General features: G+C 48.0%; 26 protein-coding genes and 1 tRNA gene. 4 read left to right on the forward strand and 23 right to left on the reverse strand.

The genetic code is table 11. From position 1 onward, the window contains the following. Positions 1-60: 60 nt before the first annotated feature. The 3 genes from V1499_RS12475 to V1499_RS12485 are packed head-to-tail and all read right to left on the reverse strand — an operon-like array spanning position 61 to position 584. Positions 61-252, reverse strand: coding sequence for a YbxH family protein (locus V1499_RS12475; protein WP_316570023.1), 192 nt, complete (start codon positions 250-252; stop codon positions 61-63). Between the two features lie 30 nt (positions 253-282). Continuing rightward, the gene (locus tag V1499_RS12480) at positions 283-414 is read right to left on the reverse strand and encodes a hypothetical protein (protein WP_409270245.1); all 132 of its coding nucleotides are present in this window, start codon (positions 412-414) and stop codon (positions 283-285) included. Between the two features lie 20 nt (positions 415-434). Then, entirely contained in the window at positions 435-584 is a 150-nt protein-coding gene (locus tag V1499_RS12485; protein ID WP_316570021.1) for a hypothetical protein, read from the reverse strand. Between the two features lie 146 nt (positions 585-730). On the opposite strand from V1499_RS12485, the gene V1499_RS12490 reads away from it, so the two are divergent. Further along, positions 731-886 carry a hypothetical protein gene (locus V1499_RS12490; protein ID WP_409270246.1) on the forward strand — a complete coding sequence of 52 codons (156 nt, stop codon included), beginning with the start codon at positions 731-733 and terminating at the stop codon, positions 884-886. A 104-nt stretch (positions 887-990) separates the two neighbouring features. On the opposite strand, the gene V1499_RS12495 is transcribed toward V1499_RS12490, so the two are convergent. Next, on the reverse strand, positions 991-1,125 hold the full coding sequence (locus V1499_RS12495) for a hypothetical protein (RefSeq protein ID WP_409270247.1): 135 nt from the start codon (positions 1,123-1,125) through the stop codon (positions 991-993). Positions 1,126-1,469: 344 nt separating this feature from the next. Here V1499_RS12495 and V1499_RS12500 point away from each other — a divergent pair, with 344 nt between their 5' ends. Continuing rightward, positions 1,470-2,621, forward strand: a complete 1,152-nt coding sequence (locus V1499_RS12500; RefSeq protein ID WP_409270248.1) for a glycoside hydrolase family 18 protein — start codon at positions 1,470-1,472, stop codon at positions 2,619-2,621. A gap of 36 nt (positions 2,622-2,657) precedes the next feature. Here V1499_RS12500 and V1499_RS12505 read toward each other — a convergent pair whose 3' ends face one another. Together V1499_RS12505 and V1499_RS12510 are read right to left on the reverse strand one after the other, a co-directional pair. After that, on the reverse strand, positions 2,658-2,936 hold the full coding sequence (locus V1499_RS12505; protein ID WP_409270249.1) for a DUF1292 domain-containing protein: 279 nt from the start codon (positions 2,934-2,936) through the stop codon (positions 2,658-2,660). An 81-nt stretch (positions 2,937-3,017) separates the two neighbouring features. Further along, entirely contained in the window at positions 3,018-3,278 is a 261-nt protein-coding gene (locus tag V1499_RS12510; protein ID WP_409270250.1) for a hypothetical protein, read from the reverse strand. 126 nt (positions 3,279-3,404) lie between these two features. Here V1499_RS12510 and V1499_RS12515 point away from each other — a divergent pair, with 126 nt between their 5' ends. Continuing rightward, positions 3,405-3,719 carry a hypothetical protein gene (locus V1499_RS12515; protein WP_409270251.1) on the forward strand — a complete coding sequence of 105 codons (315 nt, stop codon included), beginning with the start codon at positions 3,405-3,407 and terminating at the stop codon, positions 3,717-3,719. A 30-nt stretch (positions 3,720-3,749) separates the two neighbouring features. Beyond that, positions 3,750-3,834: transfer RNA gene (locus V1499_RS12520), tRNA-Ser, on the forward strand. 69 nt (positions 3,835-3,903) lie between these two features. On the opposite strand, the gene V1499_RS12525 is transcribed toward V1499_RS12520, so the two are convergent. The 17 genes from V1499_RS12525 to V1499_RS12605 all read right to left on the reverse strand — a co-directional run bounded on the left by V1499_RS12525 (position 3,904) and on the right by V1499_RS12605 (position 25,560). Next, positions 3,904-5,835, reverse strand: a complete 1,932-nt coding sequence (locus V1499_RS12525; RefSeq protein ID WP_409270252.1) for an endonuclease MutS2 — start codon at positions 5,833-5,835, stop codon at positions 3,904-3,906. A gap of 456 nt (positions 5,836-6,291) precedes the next feature. After that, positions 6,292-7,371 carry a tartrate dehydrogenase gene (locus V1499_RS12530; RefSeq protein WP_409270253.1) on the reverse strand — a complete coding sequence of 360 codons (1,080 nt, stop codon included), beginning with the start codon at positions 7,369-7,371 and terminating at the stop codon, positions 6,292-6,294. Positions 7,372-7,385: 14 nt separating this feature from the next. After that, complete coding sequence (locus tag V1499_RS12535) at positions 7,386-8,366, reverse strand: hydroxyacid dehydrogenase (protein ID WP_409270254.1); 981 nt, start codon at positions 8,364-8,366, stop codon at positions 7,386-7,388. A gap of 18 nt (positions 8,367-8,384) precedes the next feature. Beyond that, the gene (locus V1499_RS12540; protein WP_409270255.1) at positions 8,385-9,587 is read right to left on the reverse strand and encodes a thiolase family protein; all 1,203 of its coding nucleotides are present in this window, start codon (positions 9,585-9,587) and stop codon (positions 8,385-8,387) included. Further along, the gene (locus V1499_RS12545; protein ID WP_409270256.1) at positions 9,587-10,735 is read right to left on the reverse strand and encodes an acyl-CoA dehydrogenase family protein; all 1,149 of its coding nucleotides are present in this window, start codon (positions 10,733-10,735) and stop codon (positions 9,587-9,589) included. Before V1499_RS12545 ends, V1499_RS12540 begins: the two co-directional genes overlap by 1 nt. A 14-nt stretch (positions 10,736-10,749) precedes the next feature. After that, positions 10,750-11,421 carry a 3-oxoacid CoA-transferase subunit B gene (locus tag V1499_RS12550; protein ID WP_409270257.1) on the reverse strand — a complete coding sequence of 224 codons (672 nt, stop codon included), beginning with the start codon at positions 11,419-11,421 and terminating at the stop codon, positions 10,750-10,752. Next, the gene (locus V1499_RS12555; RefSeq protein ID WP_409270258.1) at positions 11,405-12,112 is read right to left on the reverse strand and encodes a CoA transferase subunit A; all 708 of its coding nucleotides are present in this window, start codon (positions 12,110-12,112) and stop codon (positions 11,405-11,407) included. Before V1499_RS12555 ends, V1499_RS12550 begins: the two co-directional genes overlap by 17 nt. A 68-nt stretch (positions 12,113-12,180) precedes the next feature. After that, a complete protein-coding gene (locus V1499_RS12560) occupies positions 12,181-13,491 on the reverse strand; it encodes a flavin monoamine oxidase family protein (RefSeq protein WP_409270259.1) in 1,311 nt (436 codons plus the stop codon). A 309-nt stretch (positions 13,492-13,800) separates the two neighbouring features. Then, positions 13,801-15,282: an aldehyde dehydrogenase family protein gene (locus V1499_RS12565; protein ID WP_409270260.1), complete on the reverse strand. Its 1,482-nt coding sequence runs from the start codon at positions 15,280-15,282 to the stop codon at positions 13,801-13,803. Between the two features lie 18 nt (positions 15,283-15,300). After that, positions 15,301-16,467, reverse strand: a complete 1,167-nt coding sequence (locus V1499_RS12570) for an LL-diaminopimelate aminotransferase (RefSeq protein ID WP_409270261.1) — start codon at positions 16,465-16,467, stop codon at positions 15,301-15,303. A gap of 65 nt (positions 16,468-16,532) precedes the next feature. Continuing rightward, a complete protein-coding gene (locus V1499_RS12575) occupies positions 16,533-17,870 on the reverse strand; it encodes a D-serine ammonia-lyase (RefSeq protein ID WP_409270262.1) in 1,338 nt (445 codons plus the stop codon). Positions 17,871-18,341: 471 nt separating this feature from the next. Next, positions 18,342-19,334: a zinc-binding dehydrogenase gene (locus V1499_RS12580; protein WP_409270263.1), complete on the reverse strand. Its 993-nt coding sequence runs from the start codon at positions 19,332-19,334 to the stop codon at positions 18,342-18,344. Between the two features lie 167 nt (positions 19,335-19,501). Continuing rightward, a complete protein-coding gene (locus tag V1499_RS12585; RefSeq protein WP_409270264.1) occupies positions 19,502-19,957 on the reverse strand; it encodes a DUF6376 family protein in 456 nt (151 codons plus the stop codon). Between the two features lie 73 nt (positions 19,958-20,030). Continuing rightward, entirely contained in the window at positions 20,031-20,618 is a 588-nt protein-coding gene (locus tag V1499_RS12590) for a YdcF family protein (RefSeq protein WP_409270265.1), read from the reverse strand. Between the two features lie 71 nt (positions 20,619-20,689). Next, positions 20,690-23,092, reverse strand: a complete 2,403-nt coding sequence (locus V1499_RS12595) for a glycogen/starch/alpha-glucan phosphorylase (protein ID WP_409270266.1) — start codon at positions 23,090-23,092, stop codon at positions 20,690-20,692. 12 nt (positions 23,093-23,104) lie between these two features. Then, the gene (gene glgA / locus V1499_RS12600; protein WP_409270267.1) at positions 23,105-24,535 is read right to left on the reverse strand and encodes a glycogen synthase GlgA; all 1,431 of its coding nucleotides are present in this window, start codon (positions 24,533-24,535) and stop codon (positions 23,105-23,107) included. Then, complete coding sequence (locus V1499_RS12605; RefSeq protein WP_409270268.1) at positions 24,532-25,560, reverse strand: sugar phosphate nucleotidyltransferase; 1,029 nt, start codon at positions 25,558-25,560, stop codon at positions 24,532-24,534. Before V1499_RS12605 ends, glgA begins: the two co-directional genes overlap by 4 nt. Positions 25,561-25,581 lie beyond the last annotated feature (21 nt).

Here is a 25,581-nt window from a genome sequence, read left to right on the forward strand (position 1 = left end):
CGAAAAAAAGGCCGATTGGCCGGATTATTGGGCGAATTTTCCGCTAGCAAATGGCCCTTATTAAATCCCTTTGTTATGGCAATACTCGTCAACGATTTGCTCAATCTCATCCAAAACCGGGAACTTCCCGCTAAAAGTGAATTTGATTTCTTCAACAAATTCACCATTTTTGTAAACATGGATGGCCCCGTTCTGGCTTATGACACTGAATTCGGGTTCAAATCGGTAACCAAACTTGTCTATCGCACCCACTCCATCATCCACTCCATCCACGAACTGATATTATTGATTTTTAAATTTGGATTTACCGCCGTTTTCTTGCTTATTCGGATGGACCGGAACAAATCCATAACCTGTGGGGCTGTTCTCAATTTGTTGGGCGGGCCCTTTCCTGTCCGTTTGTTCTTTTTTCATCGTTTTCCCTCCAAGCTCCTTTACTGATTACGGTTATTCGAATCGCCTTTAGTCCCCTTTTTAACAGTCTGGGGGGAATGATGATTTTCGCTTCCTCCATTCGGCGGACCGAAAACATGGCTATCGGAAGTTATTTTTGCTCCTTTTATAAAATCATCCTTCGTTTTCAATTCCTTCACCTCCACTTAAAGACCATTGTGGTTAGGTTGTGTCAATTTCCAGATTTCTATTAAGACAATTCAAAGAAGGCTGTGTAATAATTTGCATAATGCAAATACTAATTATTGATAAGTCCATACATTCAAGGAGTGTCAATATGAACAAAAAGAAAGATACTGAACAGGCGCCGACAATTGCTCCTGGGCTTGATACAGATGCGCAGCTAAGCCAGACCGCAACAGAAGAAGACCAGCGAAAAGGGAATTCCACTTCCGTCACAATCGCTTCATACGATGAAGTCGATCCTAGTTGAAAAGCCAAACCAGGGCTAACCCTGTACACAGAAAAAAAGCCCGCATCCGCCGGGCTTTTCACATTCCATCCAGTAAAGGGCTTGATTTTCGTTATGGCATTACATTATTCTCTTAAATCCGGATTTTCAGGAGGAGCAAATTTTACAGACAGGAGGCTTTCATCCTTTTTAAGTCCATATGTAGTCTTTGTATCATCATTTTCTCGATGTTCATTCACTTCTTTCTCTTCTTTTTCCATACGATGTCTCTCCTTTCATTCAGTGAAACGCGGATGTTTCATCACCCTTGTTGCATCCTCCGCGTAATATTCTTCCCTTCATTCCCTTTCAATATTAAGCGCGCCCTATTTTCAATTCTGATTAAAGAATACATGCTGCGGGGTGTAAGCTATTGGGCTCTCGGCAAGCCTTTTCCACAGAACTGGGTATTTCTTTCCGATAATAATTTTACACAGAAAAAAGAGTGCCAGCGAATTCCGGCTGGCTCTTTTGTGCTCATGCTCGGCTTCCCTTTAATTGCCACCTTCTTCCCGCCTAATTTCTGTTACACTTTTAATCAGCAATGTTTAAAAGGTGGGTTAACATGCTTTCTCGAAAGAAAATCATTCTAGGTATCATGCTGCTTGCTTTCTTTGCGGGCGGATTTTTTTCGGGAATCTATTATTCTGGGAATCTCGCAAAAGAAGCGTATATGCCTTCTTCAAGTTCCGATGGAATGGAAAATGAACGTACTGATACAGTTCAATCTGGCTCTTCTAAAGTAGTTATAGGCTACGTACAGGATTTCCGAAATCCCGAGGAAATAGATTTTACGGCGTTTACCCATATTCTTTTTTCATTCGCGCATCCAACAGCGGATGGCTCTGTTTTGTTCAACGGCGGCATGGCGCGAGAAAATCTCAGAAAAACAGTATCCCTTGCCCATCGTGAAGGGACTAAGGCAATTCTTGCGGTTGGAGGTTGGTACCATATACAGGGCGGCCAGTCTTATCCATATTTCTCTGCGGCGATCAGCAATCCGGAAGCACGCAAAAACCTTGTCAATAATTTAATCCACATCGTAGAAACAGAAAATTTGGATGGCATTGACCTCGATTTTGAACATCCCCGGACAGAACGGGATGCGGCCAACCTGGAACTTCTTGCGCAAGAGCTAAGCGAAAGGCTTAGGCCTGCTAAAAAGGAACTGTCCATTGCAGTCCATTCAAAAATAAACGCGGTTACCGGCGAAACAGTTGAATCGGTTATTTATACGCCTGGTATCTTCAAGGCTGCCGACCATGTGAACATCATGGCATATGACGGCCAGTGGGACGGTGGCTATCATGCCAAAAACCTTGCTCCTTATGGTTTCACTAAAAACATTGTCCGTTATTGGTCCAGCATGTTTGATCAACTTGGCATACCCAGGGAAAAGCTTGTCCTAGGCTTGCCGCTCTATGGGCAGCCTGAAAATCAGGAAGCAAAACAAGTGTCCTATGCTGCAATCGTCGAAAATTACCCGTCTTACGCCAGGGAAGACACTATCGCAATGAACGGCACGGTTTATTTCTATAATGGGGTGGAAACTGTTAAGAAAAAAACGAGGTTGGCAATGGCAAATAATTTTGGAGGATTGATGCTCTGGGAGGCGGGCCATGACAGCAAAGGTGAAACAAGTCTGGCCAGGGCTATCGGGGACGAAATGAAAAGCATCTCCTTCTCTGCTGCAAAGGGAAACTCGCATAGAAAATAAACGGAAGGGGCAGCAACAGCCAGCCCCTTCCGCTTATCAGTCTTCCATTTCTTCCTGATCCATCAATTCCTCGAACGCACGCGCGACTTTGTCAAACTCCTCATCTGACTGGATGGCGTCCAGGTCGCCTTCCTCATCGACTTTCAGGAAAAAAATATCAATGTCATCATCCGTCTCTTCCTGCAGGTCCTCAAGGAAGCTTACAGCCGCATACGGGGTACCGTCAACTTCCATTATGGCCAGTACCTCAACCTGCGCTTCCTCATTATTTTCATCGCTTATGGTAAAGATTTCGCCTACTTCAATTTTTTCCATCATGCTTCCCCTCACTTTAAAAGAATGCTTTCTTTCATTGTTTTCCCTTTGGAGAACAAATTAATGCCTACAAACATTCAATCAGGAATCAAATTCCTTTATTTTTGCCAGTTTTTCGACCAGCACCATACACCTTTTTCCGTCAAGTTCGAATATGTACATGGAATTTTCCTTTTCTACAAGGAGTTTCCTGAATTGAATATCGCCTTCCATGTTATTCTCTTTAACGAGCTCTGTCAATTTATGAAAAATTTGTTCTTTATTCGGTTCAATGGTTGAAGCAATCTTGATCGGCATCGGCATTCCCGGAATTTTATAGGTCACTAGAATCACTGTATCCAAATGGCTTCACTCCTTACATGGACAATTCGACACTTCATGTGTTTTCCCTGCACGGGATGAAAAAACTTTTTCGCCGCCCTGCAATTGTTTATACTTAAAATAAAAACTGTTATTGGGAGACTCGTTATGGATAAAAAAGACCTGCAAGAACAGATCATCCAGAACTATCAGGCTGATGAAAAGATGATGATCCTTATTTTTGCCCAATGGTGCGTTAATAATGGGTTAGACCCGGAAGAACTGTATTTGAGTGCCTATCCGGGACAGAAAGGAAACCATGCTTTACGGGAAGCCATAGAGCTCACTGTTCCAAAAGAGGAAGCCGGAGAAGTGCCGGACAATACCGTTCTTGGCGCTTTATCCCTTTTTGGCAACGACGATCTTGCTTTCATTGTATCCGAAGAAATCCGCAGACGAAAGAGAAAAGGGGACGCCGAATAACTGTAGAAGGATTGGACAAACTAGAGCGGAAAGCCTGTAGCTCAACGGCAGAGCGGCCGCGGCCTGGATTGCCAGGCTGATGCGCATCTAGCGGGTTCAATTCCCGCCGGGCTTTTGGAAAAATGCTTCTAAGATGGTCTTAATAAATCAGGCATGCCCATGAACCCGGCATGCCTTTTCCTGTTTATTCTTCGTATTCGATGGTAATGCCTGATTCGTGCCTTTTCGAAATAATTTTATCCGCTTTTCTATTTTCCTTCGATTTGAACACAATGTCAAAATCATAATCCGGTGGATAGAGTTCGCTAGCCGCAATTTTTAGTTCCAGGCGCTTATGATTGTATTTCTTCTTTTCCCCTTTTACCTGGACGATGTAATTCCCCAGCTCATCAGGGCCTTTATAAATAATCCCGTATTCGTTCCCTGGAGAAATCACGACATTGTCCCCCATGTTAAAAGAAGCTACTGCCTTCGCTGCGCCATTCATTTCATTTTTCACCCTTTGCTGGTGCCGGTTGACGATCATTTGTCGTTCCATTTCGATTAGTCGCCGATTATCTGTTACTAAATGGGAATAATCTTTTTCTTCCCTGTAGGTGATCCGGTGCGCTCTCTTAATTAGTTCCGGATGCATGCCCAGTTTCAGCGCTATCGCAAACGCCTGGCTCTTGCCGCCCTTGCCGATGGTCAGCCTGTATGTTGGCTGAAGCGTATCAAGGTCAAATTCCATTGACCCGTTCATAAAACCGTAGTGCTGATTGGCAAAATCCTTTATTTCGCTGTAATGCGTCGTCGCCAGCAAGGTAGCGCCTTTTGCATAAAGTTGCTCAAGGATGGCGGCCGCAAGCCCCATCCCTTCTCCCGGGTCCGTTCCAGATCCGAGTTCATCAAGAAGGACGAGGGTGAGGTCATTTGTTTCCTTCAGGATTTCAATAATGTTTACAATTCTTGAACTGAATGTGCTCAAGTTATCCAAAATGCTTTGCCCGTCGCCGATATCAACGAGGATTTTCTGATAGACAGCAATCTCACTCCCCTCTGAAACCGGGATAAAGAGACCAGATTGTACCATCAACGCCAGCAGTCCCACCGTTTTGATCGCGACTGTTTTCCCTCCGGTATTTGGGCCGGTAATGACAAGCGCGTTCTCCGGGCTGCCAATCGCTATCGTAAAGGGAACAGCCTTGCTGGCGAGCAGCGGATGCCTGGCGCCTTTAAGGTTCATAACATGCGATTCATTGACCGAAACCTTTTTGCCGTTAATAGCACGTGCATATTTCGCTTTTGCAAACAAGAAATCGTAATGGACCATCGTTTCCACCGCCAAGCGGATTTTCTGCTCATTTGCTTCTACAAGCCCGGTCAAATAGGAAAGGATTTTCTGGACTTCGGCTTCCTCGTCCGACTTCAGCCACAATAGATGTTCGGAAAAAGCGGCTATTTCCTCTGGTTCGATGAACAGTGTCGACCCGGAAGCAGATGTATCAAGCACCGCCCCTTTAACCTTTGTCCGGTATTCCTTTTTTACCGAAATGACATACCGCCCGTCTCGCTGGCTAATGATATGATCCTGCAAATACGGTTTGTATTTATTGGAGCGGACCATTTGCTGCACTTTTTCCTTGAGCCGTTCCTCCTGGATGGCGAGTTGCTTCCGGATTTTTAAAAGCTCTTTGCTCGCATAGTCATCAACAGCGCCATGCCGGATGCAGCGGATGATTTCTTCAGCGAGGGCAGGCAGTTCATCGATTGAATAAATATAGCTGGATACCCTTGGAGCCACGTATTCCTTATCCTTCATAAATCGCTTCATTTTCCCGCAGCAATCCAGGAAATCATAAAGCCTGCTGAATTGCTCCGGCCTAAGCGCGACTCCTTTATTCAGCCCTTCCAACAACGTGTCGATTCCCTCGAGGCCATGTACGGGAACACTTGTGCTGATCGCCATGATTTGCTCCGCTTCCGCAAGTTCGTCTAGTAGCACCCTAATTTGTATAAGGTTAGTTGACGGAACCAGGCTGGCAATCCTGGCTTTTCCCGCACTGGTCAAAGCATGGGCGGAAAGCTCTTCTTTGATTTTGCAAAAGTCCAATGTAGTAAATGTGTGTTCGTTCAATTTTTTTCCCTCCAAAAATAAAAATAGCCACGCTGAACAATGTCAACGCGGCTCCGCAAAGAAGCGGATATGTTCCGCTTTCTTAATCCTTTTGGCAAAAAGCCATTATAACTCTTAATAAAACCCCGATCGACGGGTTGTTGTAGAGTTAAAAAAGCATTGGTTGCCTAACCAAAATAAATAGCTGTGCACAAAGGTACACAGCTACAACGGTTAAAGGATTGTATGCTTGTATGGCCATTGTTCTTAACTTTCATTCCAGGCCACACCTAAATAAGCTTTCCCCAAAACATTCATTTTGGAGGAAAACACGGCCAGAATGAGTGTATCCAATTGATTGGATTAGTTAAGAACGGCTCCCGACATAAAACATACTCCCTTAAAAGGCTATATTGGTTTTCATTGAAATAGTATCATAGGGAAATCAGCAAAGTAAAGCGGCAGCAGCAGAAAAATTTACCCTTTTTCAATGATTTTTTGGCAAACTTCATCTCCAAATTTCCAGGTGGATGCCGTCCCTCCAAGATCAGGCGTCAAGGCCGTGCCTTCCTCCAGAACTTGCTGTAGTGATTCCATTAGGACCGCCGACAGCTCGTATTCACCAAGATGGTCCAACATCATCCCGGCGCACCATATGGCGGCAGTCGGGTTTGCAATTCCTTTTCCGGCGATATCCGGAGCCGATCCATGGACCGGTTCGAACATGGACGGGAAATCCTTTTCAGGATTGATGTTCGCGGAAGGCGCGATGCCGAGTCCCCCGACAATTGCTGCTCCGAGGTCTGTAAGGATATCGCCAAACAGGTTCGAGGCGACGACTACTTCAAATGTTTCCGGTTTTGTAACGAAAAATGCGGCGAGGGCATCGATATGGGTAATTTCGGTTATGACGTCAGGATACTCGCTGTTTATTTTCCTGACGTATTCATCCCAGAACGGCATTGAATGGTTAATGCCGTTTGATTTTGTAGCCGCCGTCAGCTTTTTTCTTTTTCCCTGCCTGCTTGCTAGAGAAAAGGCATAGCGCAAGACCCGTTCGACCCCATGTCTTGTAAAAACGGCGCTTTGAATAGCCATATCCATCGCAGTGCCTTCATACATCCGCCCGCCGATGCTGGAATATTCGCCTTCATTGTTTTCCCTGATTACGATAAAATCGAGGTCCCGCAGGTCTTTTCCCGCCAGTGGAGATTTCAATCCCCTTAACAGCTTAACAGGGCGAAGGTTGATATACTGCTGGAATTGGCGCCGGATCGGCAATAACAGCCCCCAAAGGGAAACATGGTCCGGAACGCCTGGATAACCGACTGCGCCAAGGTAGATTGAATCATATCCCTTCAGCTGTTCAAGCCCATTTTCCGGCATCATCACGCCATTTTTCAGGTAATACTCACAACTCCAATCAAATTCCTGATAGTCGAATTTCAGCCCGCCATCAAGCTTGCACAGCGCTTCCAGTACTTTTCTTCCTTCACCGATGACATCCACTCCGACTCCGTCCCCCGGAATAAGGGCAATTGAATAATGCCTAGTCATTTTTTATCCCCATTTCATTTAAATACTTCGGGGTTCCCGACATAATCAGGTTTTTCTCCTTTTACTGCCTGGAGGATATTCTTCGCAACGGTTGTTGACATAATATAATTACATTCAACTGTCGTCCCGCCGACATGCGGGGTGACAATTACATTTGGAAGCGACAAAATTGGATCACCCGGTTTTGGCGGCTCAGGATCGAATACATCTAGAGCTGCTCCTGCGATTTTTTTGTCCTTTAAAACCTCATACAGAGCACCCTGGTCGACAATCCCTCCCCTTGCCGTATTGATAAGGAAAGACGTTGGCTTCATTAGATCAAGCAGATGCCTTCCAACGAGTCCTCGCGTCTGTCCGGTTAAAGGGATATGAAGCGAAATAAAGTCCGATTCGGAGAAAATAGACTCCAGATCCTCTGTGATTGTAATTCCCCACTCCCGTGCCGCACCGTGCTTTTTCTCATTGTATTTACGGACCCATGCGGTAACGTCCATGCCCAACCCGAGTTTCAGGCGTTTGGCGGTTTCTTTTGCAATGCTCCCAAAACCTATGATTCCGGCTTTTTTGCCTTGTAGTTCATACGTTTTAATACGAGTCCTTGATGCGTAATTTCCTTGGCTCATTTCATTGTGGAACGGAATTAGGTTTTTCCCAATCGCCATGATCAGCATGACGGCATGCTCCGCTGTTGAAACAGCGTTGACGGACGGCGCATGAAGGACTGGAATCCCTCTCGATGTTGCATGTACCACATCAATATTATCCAGGCCGACGCCTGCCCCAGAAATCGCCTTAAGATTAGGGGCAGCGTCAATGATATCCCTTGTAATCCTGGCAGGGGCGCGCAGGACAATGCCGTCCACATCAGCGGCCAATTGGCAAAGGTGTTCCGTTTCAATGTTGTCAGTCCTGATCACCTCGGCACCTTCGAGAAGTATTTTTTCACCTTCAGGGTGGTACATGGACAGGATTTGTAAAATTTTTGGCTTCTTCATTCAACAGTCCCTCATTTATCAAATTCGTAAATTTTCAACAATCATGGTCAGTCCCTGGCCACCGCCGATGCAAAGAGTTACAAGACCATACCTCTTGCCGCTCCGCTCAAGCTCGTGTAATAGTTTGACCATTAAAATCGCGCCTGTCGCCCCGATAGGATGGCCAAGCGCGATTGCCCCGCCATTGACATTCACTCGTGCGGAATCCAATCCAAGTTCTTTCATTACGGCCAGCGCCTGGGCTGCAAACGCTTCATTTAATTCTATTAAATCAATTTCATCCAGCCGAAGTCCAGCCTGATTCAATGCCTTTATTGTAGCAGGTACAGGTCCGATTCCCATGATCTCCGGCGACACGCCCGCGGATGCATAGCCGATGATTTTCGCGCGGGGCTTCAGCCCGGCGTTGGCTGCGGCCCTTTCCTCCATTACGAGCAGGGCGGCTGCACCGTCATTCCTTCCGCTCGCATTTCCCGCCGTGACAGTTCCACCGGCTTTGAACACCGGCTTTAGCTGTCCTAATTTTTCGAGGGAAGTGGCCCTTGGATGCTCGTCTTTCTCGAAAAAGAGCTCACCTTTCCTGGATGGCACCTTTACTGGTATGATTTCACCCGAGAATTTGCCCGCCGCAATCGCCGCTGCAGCTTTTTCCTGGCTGGCAAGCGCGAATGCGTCCTGCTCCTCCCTGGAAATCCTGTACTTTTCGGCGAGATTCTCTGCTGTCATGCCCATTGTCAGGTGCCCATAAACCTCGATTGGCTGTGCCCTTGGCTGGCTTTCCGTATTCGGGTCAAGCAGTTCGCCGTTTCCCGCTTCATAACCGTATCGCGCATTTCTCAAATAATAGGGTGCCGTACTCATGCTTTCAGCCCCGCCAGCCAAAATCAGGTTGCTGTCCCCACAGGCGATTTGCTGAGCTGCGTTGACGATGGCCTGCAACCCCGAGGCGCATTGGCGATGTACGGTGTATCCCGGCACTTCAACCGGCAGGCCCGCTTTTAACAAAGCAAGCCTTGCAATGTTTGGCGTGTCGGAGCTTTGCTTCGCATGGCCCCATATAACTTCGTCAACTAAACTCCCGCCAACGCCTGTCCTCGCTAAAAGTTCACGGATTACAGCCTCTGATATGCGGTCAGCCTCCACATCCTTCAATGTGCCACCCAGTCGCCCAATGGCCGTTCGGATCCCATCGACAATGACAGCCTGTTTCCTTTCAGCCATTACTTCAAGCCTCTTTTCAGCTCTGCCGCTATAATGTTTTTCTGTATCTGGCTTGTACCTTCATAAATTTTCGTTATCCGCGCATCCCTGTAAAACCGCTCAATTGGATAATCCTTCATATAGCCGATGCCGCCGTGAATCTGGACGGCAAGGTCGGCGATCCGGTTATACACTTCGGATCCGTACAGCTTCGCGATGGCTGCTTCTTTCACAACCCTCATTTTTCGGTCGCTCATCCAGGCAACCCGGTAGGTGATTGAGCGAAGCACTTCGATTTCGGCTGCCATTTCGGCGAGCATATGCTGGATGGCCTGCTGTTCAAAAATTGGCTTTCCGAACTGCTCCCTTTTCATTGCGTAATCAAGGCTCATCTCAAGAAGTTTTTCACAGGAGCCAAGATTTCTTGCCGCTAACCCCGCGCGGCCATTCGCAAGGATTTTCAGCGCGTTCACATACCCCTTATTTTCCTCACCAAGTACATTTTCCGCCGGGACTTCCATATCTTCAAAGAACAGTTCGGCGGAATGCGAGCCGCGGAGCCCCATTTTTCGTTCCACATTCCCTAACACAAAGCCAGGGAATGTTTTCTCGACTATGAACGAAGTTATTCCTTTTGGGCCCTTGCCTGGGTCTGTAACCGCCATAACCGTAAACACATGCCCGCAGACGGCATTTGTAATATAATGCTTGGAACCATTAAGAATATAACGGTCGCCTTTTCTGACAGCCTTCGTTTTGAGTGCCACCGCATTGGAGCCTGCGCTTGGTTCTGTAAGTGCAAAAGCACCAATCCACTCGCCGCTCGCCATTTTTGGCAAGTATTTATTCTTTTGTATATCTGTCCCCAACTCGACAATTCCGACCGATCCAATTCCGGTATGTGCACCAATTAAAGTCGTATAACCGTTATGAGTCTTGCCGAGTTCCTCATAAATGGCGCATTTTCCGACCATATCAAGGCCCAGCCCTCCGTATTCCTCTGGTATCCCAAGGCCGAATAGACCCATGTCCATTGACATCCGGACAACTTTTTCAGGTATTTCGTCGTTTTCTTCTATTTCCATTGCTACTTTTTCGACTTCCTGCTCCACAAATTCACGGACTGCCGTGCGGAGAAGTTCAATATCTTCTGAAAAAGAAAAATCCATCCCTTTTCCCCCTTTTAATTGCCGGCCTGCCACTTTTTCAGCGCCGGTGAAACGGTGAAGCTTGCATCGGTAACAGCCTTGAGTTCTTCAATCCGCATTCCTTCCGCAAGCTCCTCAAGGACCATGCTCCCGCCATTAATCGAAAAAACCGCAAGCTCAGTTACAATGAGCTTCGCGCACTGGATACCGGTCGTCGGGTAAGTCAATTCCCTGACAAGTTTTACGGAGCCATCCTTTGCCGTATGTGTCAGTGCAGCGATAATTTTTTTCGCCCCTGGAACAAGGTCCATTGCCCCGCCGACTCCAAGGATATCTGTGCCAGGCACCGCCCAGTTGGCGATTTCCCCTTTTTCACTTACCTGGAGCGCTCCAAGGACGACGACATCAATATGGCCGCCGCGGATCATCCCGAACGAGTCGCTGCTTGAAAAAATGGCCGCTCCTGGTTCAAGTGTTACAGGATGTTTGCTTGCGCTGATGCAATCCATGTCCAGCTCATCTGGTGGAGGAGGGGGCCCCATACCGAGCATGCCGTTTTCTGAATGAAGGAAAACGCCATTCCCCTGTTCAAGGAACTCAGGGATAAGTGTCGGAATGCCAACGCCAAGGTTTACCACCATGCCCGGTTTAAGCTCCTGTGCGATCCGCCGTGCAATCCGCCTTCTGGCATCAGGTTTTTTTGACATACACGCCACCTTCCTTCCCATAGCGGCTTACCACTAGATAATCAACGAAATTGTGGGGGGTGACGATTTGTTCAGGATCGAGGGAGCCGGTTGGGACAATTTCATCCACTTCGGCAATCACCACCTCCGCTGCCGTCGCCATGGCCGGATTGAAGTTTCGGGCTGATTTTGTATAGACGAGGTTCCCAAGCGCATCCGCCTTAGCGGCTTTAATCAGCGCAGCTTTTGCCCGGATCGCTTCAACTAGAATATTTCTTTCTCCGTTAAATATCCGTTCTTCCCTGCCCTTTGCAAGCTCCGTGCCGACGCCGGTTTTTACAAAAAAGGCGGCAATCCCCGCTCCTCCCGCGCGAATTGCTTCGACAAAAGTTCCTTGCGGGTAAAGTTCGATTTCAAGGTCTCCGCTTTTCCACGCCTTTACGGCATCACGGTTCGATGTGAAGTAGGAACCGATTGCCTTTTTGATTTGGCCGGAATGAAGAAGAAGCCCCAAACCTTTTCCGGGCTCCCCCAGATTGTTGCTGATAATTGTCAGATTTATTATTGAAGGCTGCTCGATCAGTGCGTCAATCAAAGTAAAAGGCGTGCCGCACAGACCGAATCCGCCAACCATTACCGAGTCGCCATCCCGCAATAGGGCAACCGCTTTTTCGGGAGACAGCAATTTTTCCGAATATACCAATATCTCCAAATGTACGCCTCCTTTCGTGGCGAAAAACGCCCCCGCCTAGAGGGCGTTTCTATTCATTTTTTTCACTTTTACTCTTGCCCGCGTAGGAATGTATCCACTTTTCTTGCAGCGGTCATCCCCGACTCGATCGCCCCATCCATAAAGCTCGCCCAGCCTTTTGCAAATGTCGTGCCAGAAAGGAAAATGCTGTTCTCAGGCGTGTTCCAATCTTCGAAATACTTTAATAGCTGGTTCGGCTTAAGCATTGGCCATGCTTCTTTAGAAAAATCGTCATTGACCCAGTCATGCCCGGTGCATTCTAGGACCTTCACATCTGGCAGCCAATTCCTAAGCGCTTCTTCAACCTCATACGGGTCACTTGGGTCAAGCCAATCCGCCCGAGACCCAAATCCGACAATAATGCTGTCATTTTCAACATATCTGTCCAGGTGCACGGAATTAAGGGGATAATTACCTGGAGCGAGCGCATCGAATGGTTCAAGGCGCCCTTCCAGTTTTGCCCACACCTTTATGCCTCTGGATGTCTGGCCCTCCTGTGAAGCGCTCATTTTCAAGTCGGATAGCTTTGGTGAAAATTCAATTTCTTTCAGGACGGTCATCGGTACGGTAACGATCACTGCACGGCATCTATACTCTGTGCCATCAAAGGACGTCACGGTTGCACCGGCTTCGTCATGTTCTATTTTTACCGCAGGGGCCGAAAGCTTAATTTCGGCATTGGAATCTGCCGCAATCGCTTCTATCAGCGCTTTCGTTCCGTCCTTTAGCTTATAAGTAGAAATCATTTCGCTATGCGTTCCCCAATTTCCCTGTGAAAAAACCCACCAACGGAACATCTGGCTGGCAGCCCCTTCACTAGGAGGACCGCAAAAGTCGGATGCCACCCATCCATGAAGGATATCGTATTCCTCTTCCGTCAGCCCGAAGTCTTGCAAAAACTGCTCGGCGGAAATCCCGTCAATCTCCTTGATCAGAGGCGAATGAAGCGGCTGATACGGCAATGGAAGGAATTTCAGGCTCTCGCTCATCAACTTTCCCGCCGTATCCCTAATTTTTTTCCTGTATTCTTCAACGGTTGAACAGCAGGACTTGCCGCCGGAAATCCAATACACTTTTTTCGGCTTCGGACCTGAAACGATCTCCAGGCCATACCTCGTTATTTCCGCCCACACATGCGGTTGGTGCCAATGGACATATGTTCCACCCATTTCCAAGTCGGAATTAAGGCGCCTGTCCACCCAGGTTCTTCCACCAAGCCTGTCACGCGCTTCCAAAACGAGTACATTATACCCCAGTAGCCGCAGTTCTCTTGCCGCAGTCAATCCGGAAAATCCTCCGCCGATAATAACCGTGTCGTAGTCCAGTTTTATTTCCTGCATGCGACTCCCCCTTGCACTTACAAACTGCCTTGCCTAATTAAATGTATGATTGATGGGCGGGGTTAAGTAGCAAACAGCTGAAAATTCTCCGGCGTTGAATAGGTCCGCTGAAAATTTTGCTCGTTTTTTAACAGCGAGGGAAGATATCGAAAATTTTCGGGCGGATATCGAAATTTTTTCCGATGTATCACCACCTTTTTCCGATTTATCCCCCACTTTTTCCTGGTTATCGAAAACTGTCAAATTTCCGCCACAATTCCAAACACTATCTGTAATAAAAAAAGCCCACATCACTGTGAGCTTCAATCCTTATTTGTTATCAATCTGCGCGCGCTGCAGAGTCCCGCTAAAATCAACATAGACCGACTTCCACTCGGTATATACGTCAAGCGCCGCTACCCCTGAATCCCGATGCCCATTGCCCGTTCCTTTCGTGCCGCCGAATGGAAGATGGATTTCCGCGCCTGTCGTTCCGGCGTTCACGTAGACAATCCCCGTATCAAAGTCACGCATTGCGGTAAAGACCTTATTGACATCCTTTGTGAAAATGGAACTGGACAAGCCGAATTCAACGCTGTTATTCACTTCAATGGCTTCTTCCAAGCTACGAACCGGGATAATGGAAGTGACAGGCCCGAAAATTTCTTCCCGCGCAATCACCATTTCCGGAGTGACATCGGTAAACAAGGTCGGCGAATAGTAATGCCCTCCGGCTAAATCACCTTCAGAAAGTATTTCACCGCCGCAGAGGAGTTTGGCCCCCTCTCCGACCCCTTTTTGAACGTATCCATGAATCCGTTCGAGCGAAGCACTGTTGATAACCGGCCCTACGTCGACTGTCTCATCAAGCCCGTTTCCAACTTTTAGCGCTTTTACCCTTGCAAGCAGTTTACTCTCAAGCTCTTCTTTAACCGATTCATGGACGATGATCCGGCTGCAGGCGGTGCAGCGCTGGCCTGCAGTTCCGAACGCGCTCCACACAATCCCATCAACCGCCAAATCAATGTCGGCATCCTCAAGCACGGTCACCGCGTTTTTTCCGCCCATTTCAAGCGATGTCCGCTTCAAGAGGCTGCCTGCGCGGCCGTTGATCGCCTTGCCGACTTCGTTGGAGCCTGTAAACGATATAATATCGACGTCCGGGTGTTCTACCAGTGCATTCCCGACAACCGACCCGCTCCCGAAAACGACATTCAGCAATCCTTTCGGCAGTCCCGCCTCTTCATAAATCTTCGCGAACTCCGCGGCCATGAACGGAGTTTCAGTCGCTGGCTTCCAGACTACCGCATTGCCGGAAACTAGCGCGGGAAGCGACTTCCAAGATGCGATGGCGATCGGGAAATTCCAGGGGGTAATCAGCCCGGCAATTCCGACCGGGACACGGACACTCATCGCGAACTTGTTGCGGAGCTCGGACGGGACAGTATCGCCAAACAGGCGCCGCCCCTCGCCGGCCATATAATAGGCCATGTCAATCGCTTCCTGGACCTCACCCCTCGCTTCGGCAATCACTTTCCCCATTTCGCTTGTTAAAATTTCCGCCAAATGCTCCTTTTTTTCTTTTAAAATCCTGGCAACCTCATATAAAATTTCAGCCCTCTCAGGAGCAGGAACGAGCCTCCACTCCTTTTGCGCCCGTTTTGCGGCGGCTACCGCCCGGTCCACATCTTCGGTCCCGGATTTGGCGACCTCCCCCAAAAACTCCCCCGTCGCAGGGTTCACATTCTTTGTGTAGCTGCCTGACAAAGGTTGCACCCATTCACCGTTTATATAATTCTCGTAACGTATCATTCTCCGAACCTCCGTCAATTAGATCTTGATTTTCCTTTTTATCCGGCCAATTGCTTCATCCAGCCTGGCGTTTGGAACAGATAGGGAAATCCGGAAATAGCCTTCCCCAGATGGCCCGAATGCGCTTCCAGGAGTCACGATGACCCCGGCTTGCTCAAGGACAGCTTCCGCGAACCCCGATGACGAATAACCGGCCGGAACAGGCGCCCATATAAAGAAAGACGCTTTAGGTCGTTCGACCTCTATGCCGATTTCCTGAAGGGCTTCGATCATCCCTTTCATTCTCGCAAAATATATATCATTATGCGTGTCCACACATGTTTGGTCCGACAAAAGCGCATGTGCTCCCGCCAATTGGATTGGAGTGAAAACCCCTGTGTCGGTATTGCTTTTAAAAACGGCCAACGCCTTGATCACATCCCTGTTGCCAACAACGTATCCAATACGCCATCCGGTCATGCAGTACGTTTTCGAAAGAGAACCAAATTCGACAGCGACATCCTTCGCTCCCCGTGCCTCAAGAATGCTCGGGGGTTTATAGCCGCTGAAGGCCACTTTATTGTAAGCCGAATCATGGGCGATGATGATGCCCTTTCTTTTTGCGAAATCGACCGCGTTTTGAAAAAAGGGGCCGTCTGCGACCGCCGCCGTCGGATTGCCGGGATAATTCAAAAACATTAGCCGGGCCTTTTCCAATACATTTTCCGGAATCTCTTCAAAATCGGGCAAAAAACCGTTTTCTTTCACCATCGGCATGTCGTGGTACATACCGCCCGCAAGCACGGCCGCCATTCGGTAAGGCGGGTAGCAAGGGTCTGGAACAAGTACGATTTCCCCCGGGTCGATCATCGCAGGAACGAGATGGGAAAGACCTTCCTTCGATCCTATTAATGCAAGCACCTCGGTCTCAGGGTCCAGTTCGATGCCATATTCCCGCTTGTAAAATTCAGCAACAGCCTTCCTGAACACCGGATGGCCCGAAAACTGAGGATACCTTAAATTTTCAGGCTTCCTCGCTTCTTCAACAAGCTTGTCAACAATGTGAGCCGGCGTGGGCAAGTCCGGGTCGCCGATCCCAAGGTCTATCACATCGATTCCCGACTTGATCATGGCCGCCTTCTTCTTCCCAAGCTCCGCGAACATGTAGGGAGGAATCTGGTCCATTCTGACAGATTGGTAGCGCAAAACATTTCCCCCTTTTCAATAGGTATGCCTAAAGAAAAAGTATGGGAAAAACAGTGAAGTATGCTTTATATTTTTTGTAAATAGTCTTTTCTTTCTTGTTCAGGAACCATGCTGCCGCCAGTCGCCCAGGCGATATGAGTAGCGTCCTTCATTTTTCCCAGAAGGCAATTGCTTTGTAAAAACTCCTCGCCCTCTGCCGTTTGTCGCAGCTTCACAGGGCCAAGCGCCCCCGCGATGGCTGAAGGCTCGAGGAAAATTCCTTGCGAGAGCCACATACCATTCATCATCCTGAAAAGTTCCTCGTCTTTGACTGTAAAGAGCCCTGCCAAAAGCGATTCAATTGTCCTGCTTACAAATCTGGATGACCTCCCTACGGCAAGGCCATCCGCCGCGGTCATGTTGCTCAACCCGAAATCGTTCACGCTAACCTCATCATGCAGCCCTGTGGCAAGGCTTAAGAGCATGCACGGGGATTGGACCGGCTCCGCAAAAATGCAATGGACATTGTTTTTGAAAATGACTTTAAGGCCATAGGCGATTCCGCCCGGGCCTCCGCCAACTCCGCATGGCAGGTACACGAACAGCGGGTGATTACTGTCAACCAATACCCCCATTTCATCAAGCTGCCTTTTTACTCTTTCGGCAGCGACGGCATATCCGAGAAACAGATTTACTGACTTCTCATCATCAATAAAATAACAGGTTGGGTCGCTTTCGGCCTGTTTCCTTCCCTGTTCAACAGCTGCGGAATAGTCGGATGCATACTCGACTACTTCCACTCCCAGTGAGCGGAGCTTATTTTTCTTCCATTCTTTCGCCTCAGCGGACATATGCACCGTTACTTTAAAGCCGAGTTTTGCGCCAATCAGGCCGATGCTTAGGCCTAGATTCCCAGTCGAGCCGACAGCGATTGAATAATTGGAGAAAACGTCCCGGAATGCCCCGCTCCCAAAAATCGAATAATCTTCGCCCGGTTTAAGTAAGTCGTGTTGTATTGCCAGATCTTCTGCATGCTTTAATACTTCATATATCCCGCCGCGGGCTTTAATCGACCCGGAAATCGGCAAATCATTGTCGCACTTCAAAAATAACCTGCCATCAATTTCCCTTCCATGCCATTCACCAAGCATTTCCTTGAATTTGTTGATTTCCACAAGCGGTGATTCAATGATTCCGCCCGCTTCCATTGTTTCAGTGTAAGCATTTTTTATGAAAGAAGCGAAACGGTCCAGCCGGTCAGAAGCCGCTTGTATTTTTTCCTCCATTCCAAACGGGCCCCTGCCACTATGTAAATATCGCGGATTTGCCCAGAAAACCTCCTCTGCTTTGGCCACCCTGCCAAGAACGGGAATATCCTTTTTCCACTCATCAATTGATTTTCCTCCAACTATACTACCGTTCATTTGCCTACTCTCCTTGATTATTCTTCTATTTTCATAGTAGCAGGTTTCTCATACTCTATAAAAATTTGATAGTCACCAAAAGAACAAAATGCGCAAGCGCCTTGGTCAGCCCCGACCAGCATAAGACGGGGCCCGCAGGACGGGCCTGCCCTCCGGAGGGAACCGGCTTATGACCTCGAGGGGCTAGGCGCTGGAGCTGGATTACGATAACTTGTTTTGAGTTATCCACAGGAATCAATTTTAAAGTTTCCTTAAAAATCAAAAAATCCCGCGGGATTCCGCAGGACTTATCTGGTTATCTGTTCAAATCGCTGATTCCGGGAGCATGTTCGTTTGGAAGCTCCGGAAAAACGGGAACCGGAAACCCTTGCGGCGGAGGGACTACTTTAATTCTAGATTAGTCACCCAATTAAAGCCTACAAAACAAAAAAAGAAGCCCTCCCTTAAGAAGAGCTCCCTGTTACTTGCACATTATCCCAAGTAGAACCCGATTTTTCCTAGCTGTTCAGCCTTTTCTAGCCTGTCAAACGCTTCCTTATACTCCTCGAGCCTGAACATCCGGTCAATTACCGGCCTGACTCCATGCTTTTCAATAAACTGGAGCATATCCCCAAGCTCCTCGCCGCTCCCAAGGGTAGAACCAAGCAGATTATATTGGCCGTAAAAGAATGAACGCAAATTAAAATCAACCACATCCCCGGCGGACGCGCCAAATGTTACAATCGTTCCGCCAGTCCGGAGCTGGCTTAGCGATTTATTGAATGTTGCCGCCCCAACCGATTCTATGACGACATCCATCTTTTCCCCGCTTAGTTCTTCCGCCCAGTCACCCTCGCTGTTGAACGCTTTGTCAGCGCCTAATTCAAGCGCGCTTTTGCATTTCTCCTCTGAACGAGACGTGACATAAACAGTGGCCCCGGCCGCTTTTGCCATTTGGAGCATCAGCGTTGCCACTCCGCCGCCGATTCCCGGGATGAGAACCTTCATCCCTTCGCTTACCTTCGCCCTTGTAAATAGGACTCGGTAGGCGGTAAGGCCGGCAACTCCTATAACGCCAGCTTCCTCCCATGTTAAAAATGAAGGTTTCGGCAATGCGTTCTCCGCCGGAATGACTATGTATTCACCGAATGTCCCTTGGAGAGGATGGCCAAGGATATCAAATCCTAATGGTGGTGCGTCGCTTTTTTCTTTCCAGCCGACCCCCGGATTGATGATGACTTCCTCCCCAACCTTAACTCCGCTTACGCCTTCCCCGATTGCATCGATTACTCCCGCTCCATCCGACCCCATCACAAGAGGCGGCTCGGTTTCCTTATGGCGTTCAAGGATAATCAGCTCCCTGTGGTTTAGCCCGGCTATTTTTATTTTGACCCTGACCTCTCCGGCTCCGGGCTCTGGTTTCTCAAACTCCCGGTACGCCAAACCTTCCATTCCGGTTTTTCCCGCATGAACTAGTGCTTTCATTATCTTCCACCCCAATCTTTTATTCTTCAACTTCTATTTTGGAACAAGAACGGCAAAATTGCATGCTTTTACTCTTAAATTCAGCCAATTTTCAAAAAAATCCACTATCATCTTTGTCGATACTAAAAAAAGCAACCGGATTATACAGCCGGCTGCTCTCTAAACTTCTATTTGCCTTTTTCCCCAAGGTCCTTCAGTTTCTCAAATGACGCCTTGATGTCATCCGTTATCTTGGAGAAATCCTCTTTTTTAACAAAATCCTTATTGAAATCGCCTTTGTCGATGCGTTCAAGGTAAACATCTATTTTTTCTTCCAGCAGTTTGCTGTTATCAACTATTTCTCTATGAAAATCGCCGGCGATTTCAGGCGCTTGGACCTTTCCGAATTCATTTATTTTATGCTTCATCTCTTCAAGGCTGCCCTTCAATTCCTGCTTTGCCTGTTCATCATTTACCGCTTTTTCAGCTTTTTCCGGTATGTCGCTCGCAAAATCCGCAACCTTTTCCATATACTCCGAAGCTTCACCCGCATACTCCTGTGCGCCCAGTCCATCCCCTCCCGATGAACAGCCCGCTAGGATAACGGCAAGTAAGCAAATGAGCGAAAAAACCTTCACTTTCATCGTATCCACCTCCTTGGCCGGATCGTTGGAAACGGGAACCTTGTCCCATTATTCCTTTACCCATTTTTCCCGGCTATAAAGCGGATGTTAAATAGTATTTTGTGATGGCAAGGTACTCCCTTCCATACGATTTCACTACAGCCTGGGATGGCGTTTTCGCCGGCAGTCCACCAAGATCTAGGCCGTTGTCGCGGGCAATCATTTTTGCCCGGTACATGTGGAATGTATTCGTTACGACCAGCCCTTTATGCAACCCTTCAGGCAGAAGCTCTTTTGAAAATTTGATATTTTCATATGTAGATGTTGACTGGTCTTCCATGATAATCCTGGTTTCGGGGATTCCATGCCAAACCAGTTCCCGCTTAATTGCCTCCGCTTCCGAAATATCTTCCCCAGGCCCCTTCCCGCCGGACGCAATCGCGATGGTTTCCGGATTATCAAGTAAATAGCTAGCAGCGGCATCAATCCTCGCCTGCAGGGCAAGAGAAGGAGTTTCCCCTTTCACTCTCGCGCCAAGGATAATCACATAATCAGCGCCCGGGGCAGGCTTATCCTTTGCATGCTGGTGAATTTTCGCATGAAGGAAAACAACATAGAGGATTCCAAGAGCCAAAATAAAAACGAGTCCTTTTCTAATATTTGTATGTTTAAAGGTAACCACTTCCCCTTGTTTAGATGACTCCAGAAAAAAAGCAAGGGGAAAGCCCTTGGTGGGCATCCCCTGTACCAGACCTACTTGATGATGACCGGTTCGGTATGCCATATATCATTGGCATATTCCTGTATCGTCCGGTCACTTGAAAAATAACCGGACATTGCGATGTTGATGAGGCTTTTTTTCAGCCAGCCAGTCCTGTCGCCGTAACTCCTTCCAACCTGTTCCTGGATGTCGGCATAGGAGGAGAAATCGCGAAAAACAAAATATTGGTCATTATAGGCAAGAAGCGAGTCGTAAATCTCGGAAAACTCATTACCCGTATCAAGGAAAAATCCGTTGACAAGCTGGTCGACAACGGTGCGGATCCGCCGGTCATAATGGTAATACTCCTGGGCATGGTAGCCACCGTTCCGCTGAAATTCAAGGACCTCATCGGCGCTTAGCCCAAACAGGAATATATTTTCCCGGCCGACAAGCTCCGTTATCTCGACATTCGCGCCGTCAAGCGTTCCGACCGTCAGCGCCCCATTCATCATGAACTTCATATTCCCGGTCCCGGAAGCTTCCTTGCTCGCAGTAGAAATCTGCTCGCTTACGTCGGCGGCTGGGAAGATTTCCTCTCCGAGCGACACACGGTAGTTTTCAAGGAAGACGACTTTAATCCTGTCGTTCACTACTGGGTCGTTGTTCACTTTCTCGGCGACGGAATTAATCAGTTTAATGACTTTTTTCGCAAAATAATAACCTGGTGAAGCCTTTGCCCCAAAAATGAATGTCCTTGGGTGCATTTCATAATTCGGGTACTCCTTAATCCGATTGTACAAATACATGATGTGAAGGACGTTCAAAAGCTGCCTTTTATAGGCGTGCAGCCTTTTGACTTGCACATCGAATATCGAGTTCGGATCAACGGTTATGCCCGTTTTTTCATGGATGCGCGATGCGAGCACTTCCTTGTTTGCCAGTTTTATCGAATTAATTTTTTCCAGAAAGGCTTCGTTTTCCCTGAATTGGAGCAGCTCCTCAAGCCTTATTGTATCCGAGATCCAGCCAGGGCCGATTGTATCGGTAATCAATTCTGCAAGCCTGGGATTGGCTTTCATCAGCCAGCGCCGGTGGGTAATCCCATTTGTTTTGTTGTTAAAACGTTCAGGGAAAACTTTGTAAAATTTGTTCATTTCCCGTTCCTTCAGTATATCGGTATGGAGCCTGGCAACGCCATTTATGCTATGGGAGCCGACGATTGCTAGCGGAGCCATCCTAACCTCGCCATGGGCCACGATCGCCATGTTTTCAATCAGATCCCAGCTACCGGGATGCCGGTCCCACAGCAGCCTGCAAAACCGTTCATTGATTTCCTCAACAATCATGTATATCCTTGGCAGAAGCGGCCTGAAGATCCTTTCCGGCCACCTTTCAAGCGCCTCCGATAGTGTCGTATGGTTCGTATAGGAAAGCGTATTGACGGTTATATGCCACGCTTCATCCCAGCCTAGCCCTTCGTCATCCATGAGGATCCTCATCAGTTCAGGTACCGCGAGCGCAGGGTGGGTATCGTTAATATGGATGCTCGTGTGGTCGTGTAGCTCAAAAATGCTTCTGTTTTTCTTTTTGAACGATTTAATGATTGCCCTCAAGGAGGCCGCGACTAGAAGGTATTGCTGTTTCAGCCTGAGGATTTTCCCTTCATCATGCGTATCGTCAGGATAAAGGAACTCGCAGATTGCTTCCGTATCCTTTTTGTATTTAAGGATATCCGTATTGGCTGTGAACTTGGAAGGTTCAGCGCTCCAAAGCCGCAGTGTATTCACTGTTTTCGTATGGTAGCCTACGACTGGCATGTCATAAGGGACCGCCGTGACAATTTCCGGATTGATGTGGCGGAACACAAGGCGCCGGTTTTCCATGGAACTTTCGACATGTCCCCAGAAAGGAATCTCCTCTGCTTCATCGCCTTTGCGCACTTCCCAAACATGGCCGTGCTTCAGCCATTGTTCCGGCAGTTCAACCTGATAACCGTCTACGATTGCCTGCTCAAACAGGCCATGCTTGTACCGGATTCCGCATCCATGGCCCGGCAGGCTAAGCGATGCGAGCGAATCAAGGAAACAGGCGGCAAGCCGGCCAAGTCCGCCGTTGCCCAGCCCGGCATCTGCTTCGAATTCTTCAAGTCCGTCAAGTTCAATCCCCAATTCCTTAAGTCCCTTGCTGACAATCTCTTCAATTCCAAGATTCATCAGATTATGGCGTAGAAGCCTACCCAGCAGGAATTCAATTGAAAGATAATAAACCTGTTTTTTTCCCGAAATGCGGTACATTTCGTTTGTCTTGATCCAATTCGTGCTTACTTGCTCCCTGATCATCGTGCCGAGCGTCTGGAACTGCTCCCGCCTTGTACTTTCCTCAAAAGTCGTGCCGTACGCCATTTCTAGCTTTTGGACAAAAGCAGCCTTGAACTCGGGTACACTGGAAAACATTTGGATAACCCCCTATCTTTTAAGCTCCTCATAAAGCTGCTGATACATTAGCGCGGACCGGGTCCAGCTGAAATCCAGCTCCATTACCTTGCGGGTGAGGCGGTTCCATACTTCCGTTTGCCTGTAAAAGGCCAAAGCCCTTTCAATGGTATAAAGCATGTCATGCGCATTGAAATTTGTGAAGGTAAAGCCATTGCCTTCACCGTTCTCTTCATTATAAGACTTGACCGTATCATTCAATCCGCCAGTTTCCCTGACAATCGGCACGGCACCATAGCGCATCGCAATCAGCTGGCTTAGGCCGCACGGCTCGAATTTAGAAGGCATGAGGAACAGGTCGGCTCCCGCATAAATCCTATGGGCAATCGCCTCATCAAAGCCGATGAACACCTTGCACTGGTTTGGATACTGGCTGCTCATTTGGCTAAAAAAGTACTCGAATTCCCGGTCGCCCGTCCCAAGAACAATCAATTGGGCACCTGTTGCCATAATTTCATGGAATACACCCCGGACGAGTTCCAGACCCTTTTGCTTCGTCAGACGGGTAACCATTGCGATAAGGGGCACACCCCTTTCTTCGGGAAGGCCGAATTGCGCCTGGATTGCCCTTTTATTTTCACTGCGCGGCCCCCGATTCTCCGTCGAAAATGGAGCGGATAGAAATGGGTCGTTTTCCGGATTGTACAGTTCATAGTCAATTCCGTTCACAATTCCCTCAAGGTCAGCGCTTTTCATCCGTAAGACGCCATCAAGTCCCTCTCCGAAATAGGCGGTTTTAATTTCCTCCCGGTATGTAGGGCTAACCGTTGTAATTTTATCCGAAGCGACAAGGCCCGCCTTCATAAAGTTGATATTTCCGTAATATTCTAGCTGTCCCGGGTTGAAATACCGGTCATCGAGCCCGAGCAGGTCATTCATTACCTCTTTTGGGAATACCCCCTGGAACTGGAGATTGTGTATTGTAAAAATCGTCCTGATTCCTTCATATCCTTCCCGATGGCGGTACTGTTCCTGTAATAAGAAGGGTATCATCCCGGAATGCCAGTCATGGCAATGGATGATGTCGGGGAAAAACCCGATTTGGCCGATGCTTTCTAACACTGCGCGGTTGAAGAAGGAGAATTTTTCACCATCATCGTAATCCCCATACATTTGGCTTCTGAAAAAATAATATTGATTATCGATAAAATAATGGATAATGCCATCATGCTCAAGTTCTTCAATGCCGCAATATTGGTTGCGCCAGCCAAGCTGGACGGTAAATTCGGCAGTCTTTTTCATTTTTCGTTTATATTCGTCCCGGATTAATGCGTATTTGGGAAGGATAACCCTAACATCAAAGCCAAGTTTCCTTAATTCCTTTGGCAGGGCTCCCGCTACATCCGCGAGGCCCCCGGACTTTACGAATGGGACGCATTCCGATACTGCAAAAAGTATTTTCACGAGTTTTTCCACGCTCCCTGGGTCCTGCCCTTCCGTATGACGGCCGGGCTGTCTTCTGATGCCTTTAATTCGGTTCCGTTTTCAATCGTCACATCCTTGTCCAATATGACGTGTTCAATAATGCAATTTTCACCAATCCTTGATTTTTGCATGATGATGCAGTTTTTGACAACCGCGCCTTTTCCGATTGTTACCCCGCGGGCGATAATGCTGTTTTCGACAACTCCCTGAATATTGCAGCCATTTGCAATCATTGAGTTACGTACGATTGAGGTGGAAGAATAGCGAGCTGGGGGCTCATCCTTGACTTTGGTGAGGATAGGCCTTTCCTTTGTGAATAGCCTGGTCCAAATATCCGGATTGAGGAGGAGCTTGCTTGCTTTTGCATAATTCCGGATTGAATTGACCTGGATCGCAAATCCTTCAAAACTGTGGTAATGGACGGAATACGGGCTGTTCAAATCCGTTAGGGCATCGCGGATAGTCAAATAACCTGTTTCCATCCGCTTTTCAATTATTTCAAGGAGGAGTTCTTTTTTCATCAAGTAGATTCCAAGTGAGGCCCCGTCTTTCAGGACTTCCGTAATATCCCTCCCAGACGAAATATGCTCGTCAAGGATCGGGGAGAAATCAATGTTGAATACGGTGTAGGCATTTGCGATTAACGCATAGGGCTGGCGGCTCCTTGTAAAAAAATCGATGTTTTCCGCAAAGTCGTCGAGCGGACCAATGCCGGTGACCGGCTTGTCGAGGCTCGTGGACGGGAAAAAGAACAGGCCGTCCCTTTTCCTATTTAAATCCCAGTTCCTGCCCGAGCCCAGGTGGTCCATCAAAGAACGGTATTGGTACTTTGAAAAGATGCCAACGCTCTGGATGCCGGAGTTTACCATATTCGAGAGGATGAAATCAATAAGGCGGTATCTCCCGCCAAACGGAATCGCCGCAACCGATCGGTGGATGGTCAATTCATCGAGGTCTTTATGGAATGTTGTAGCATCAATGATACCCAGTAAATCTTTTTTCAATTGTTGCCCCTCCCTACAGGA

This window comes from Neobacillus oceani (genome assembly GCF_046237595.1).
In the GTDB taxonomy this organism is placed as follows: Bacteria; Bacillota; Bacilli; order Bacillales; family Cytobacillaceae; genus Bacillus_D; species Bacillus_D oceani.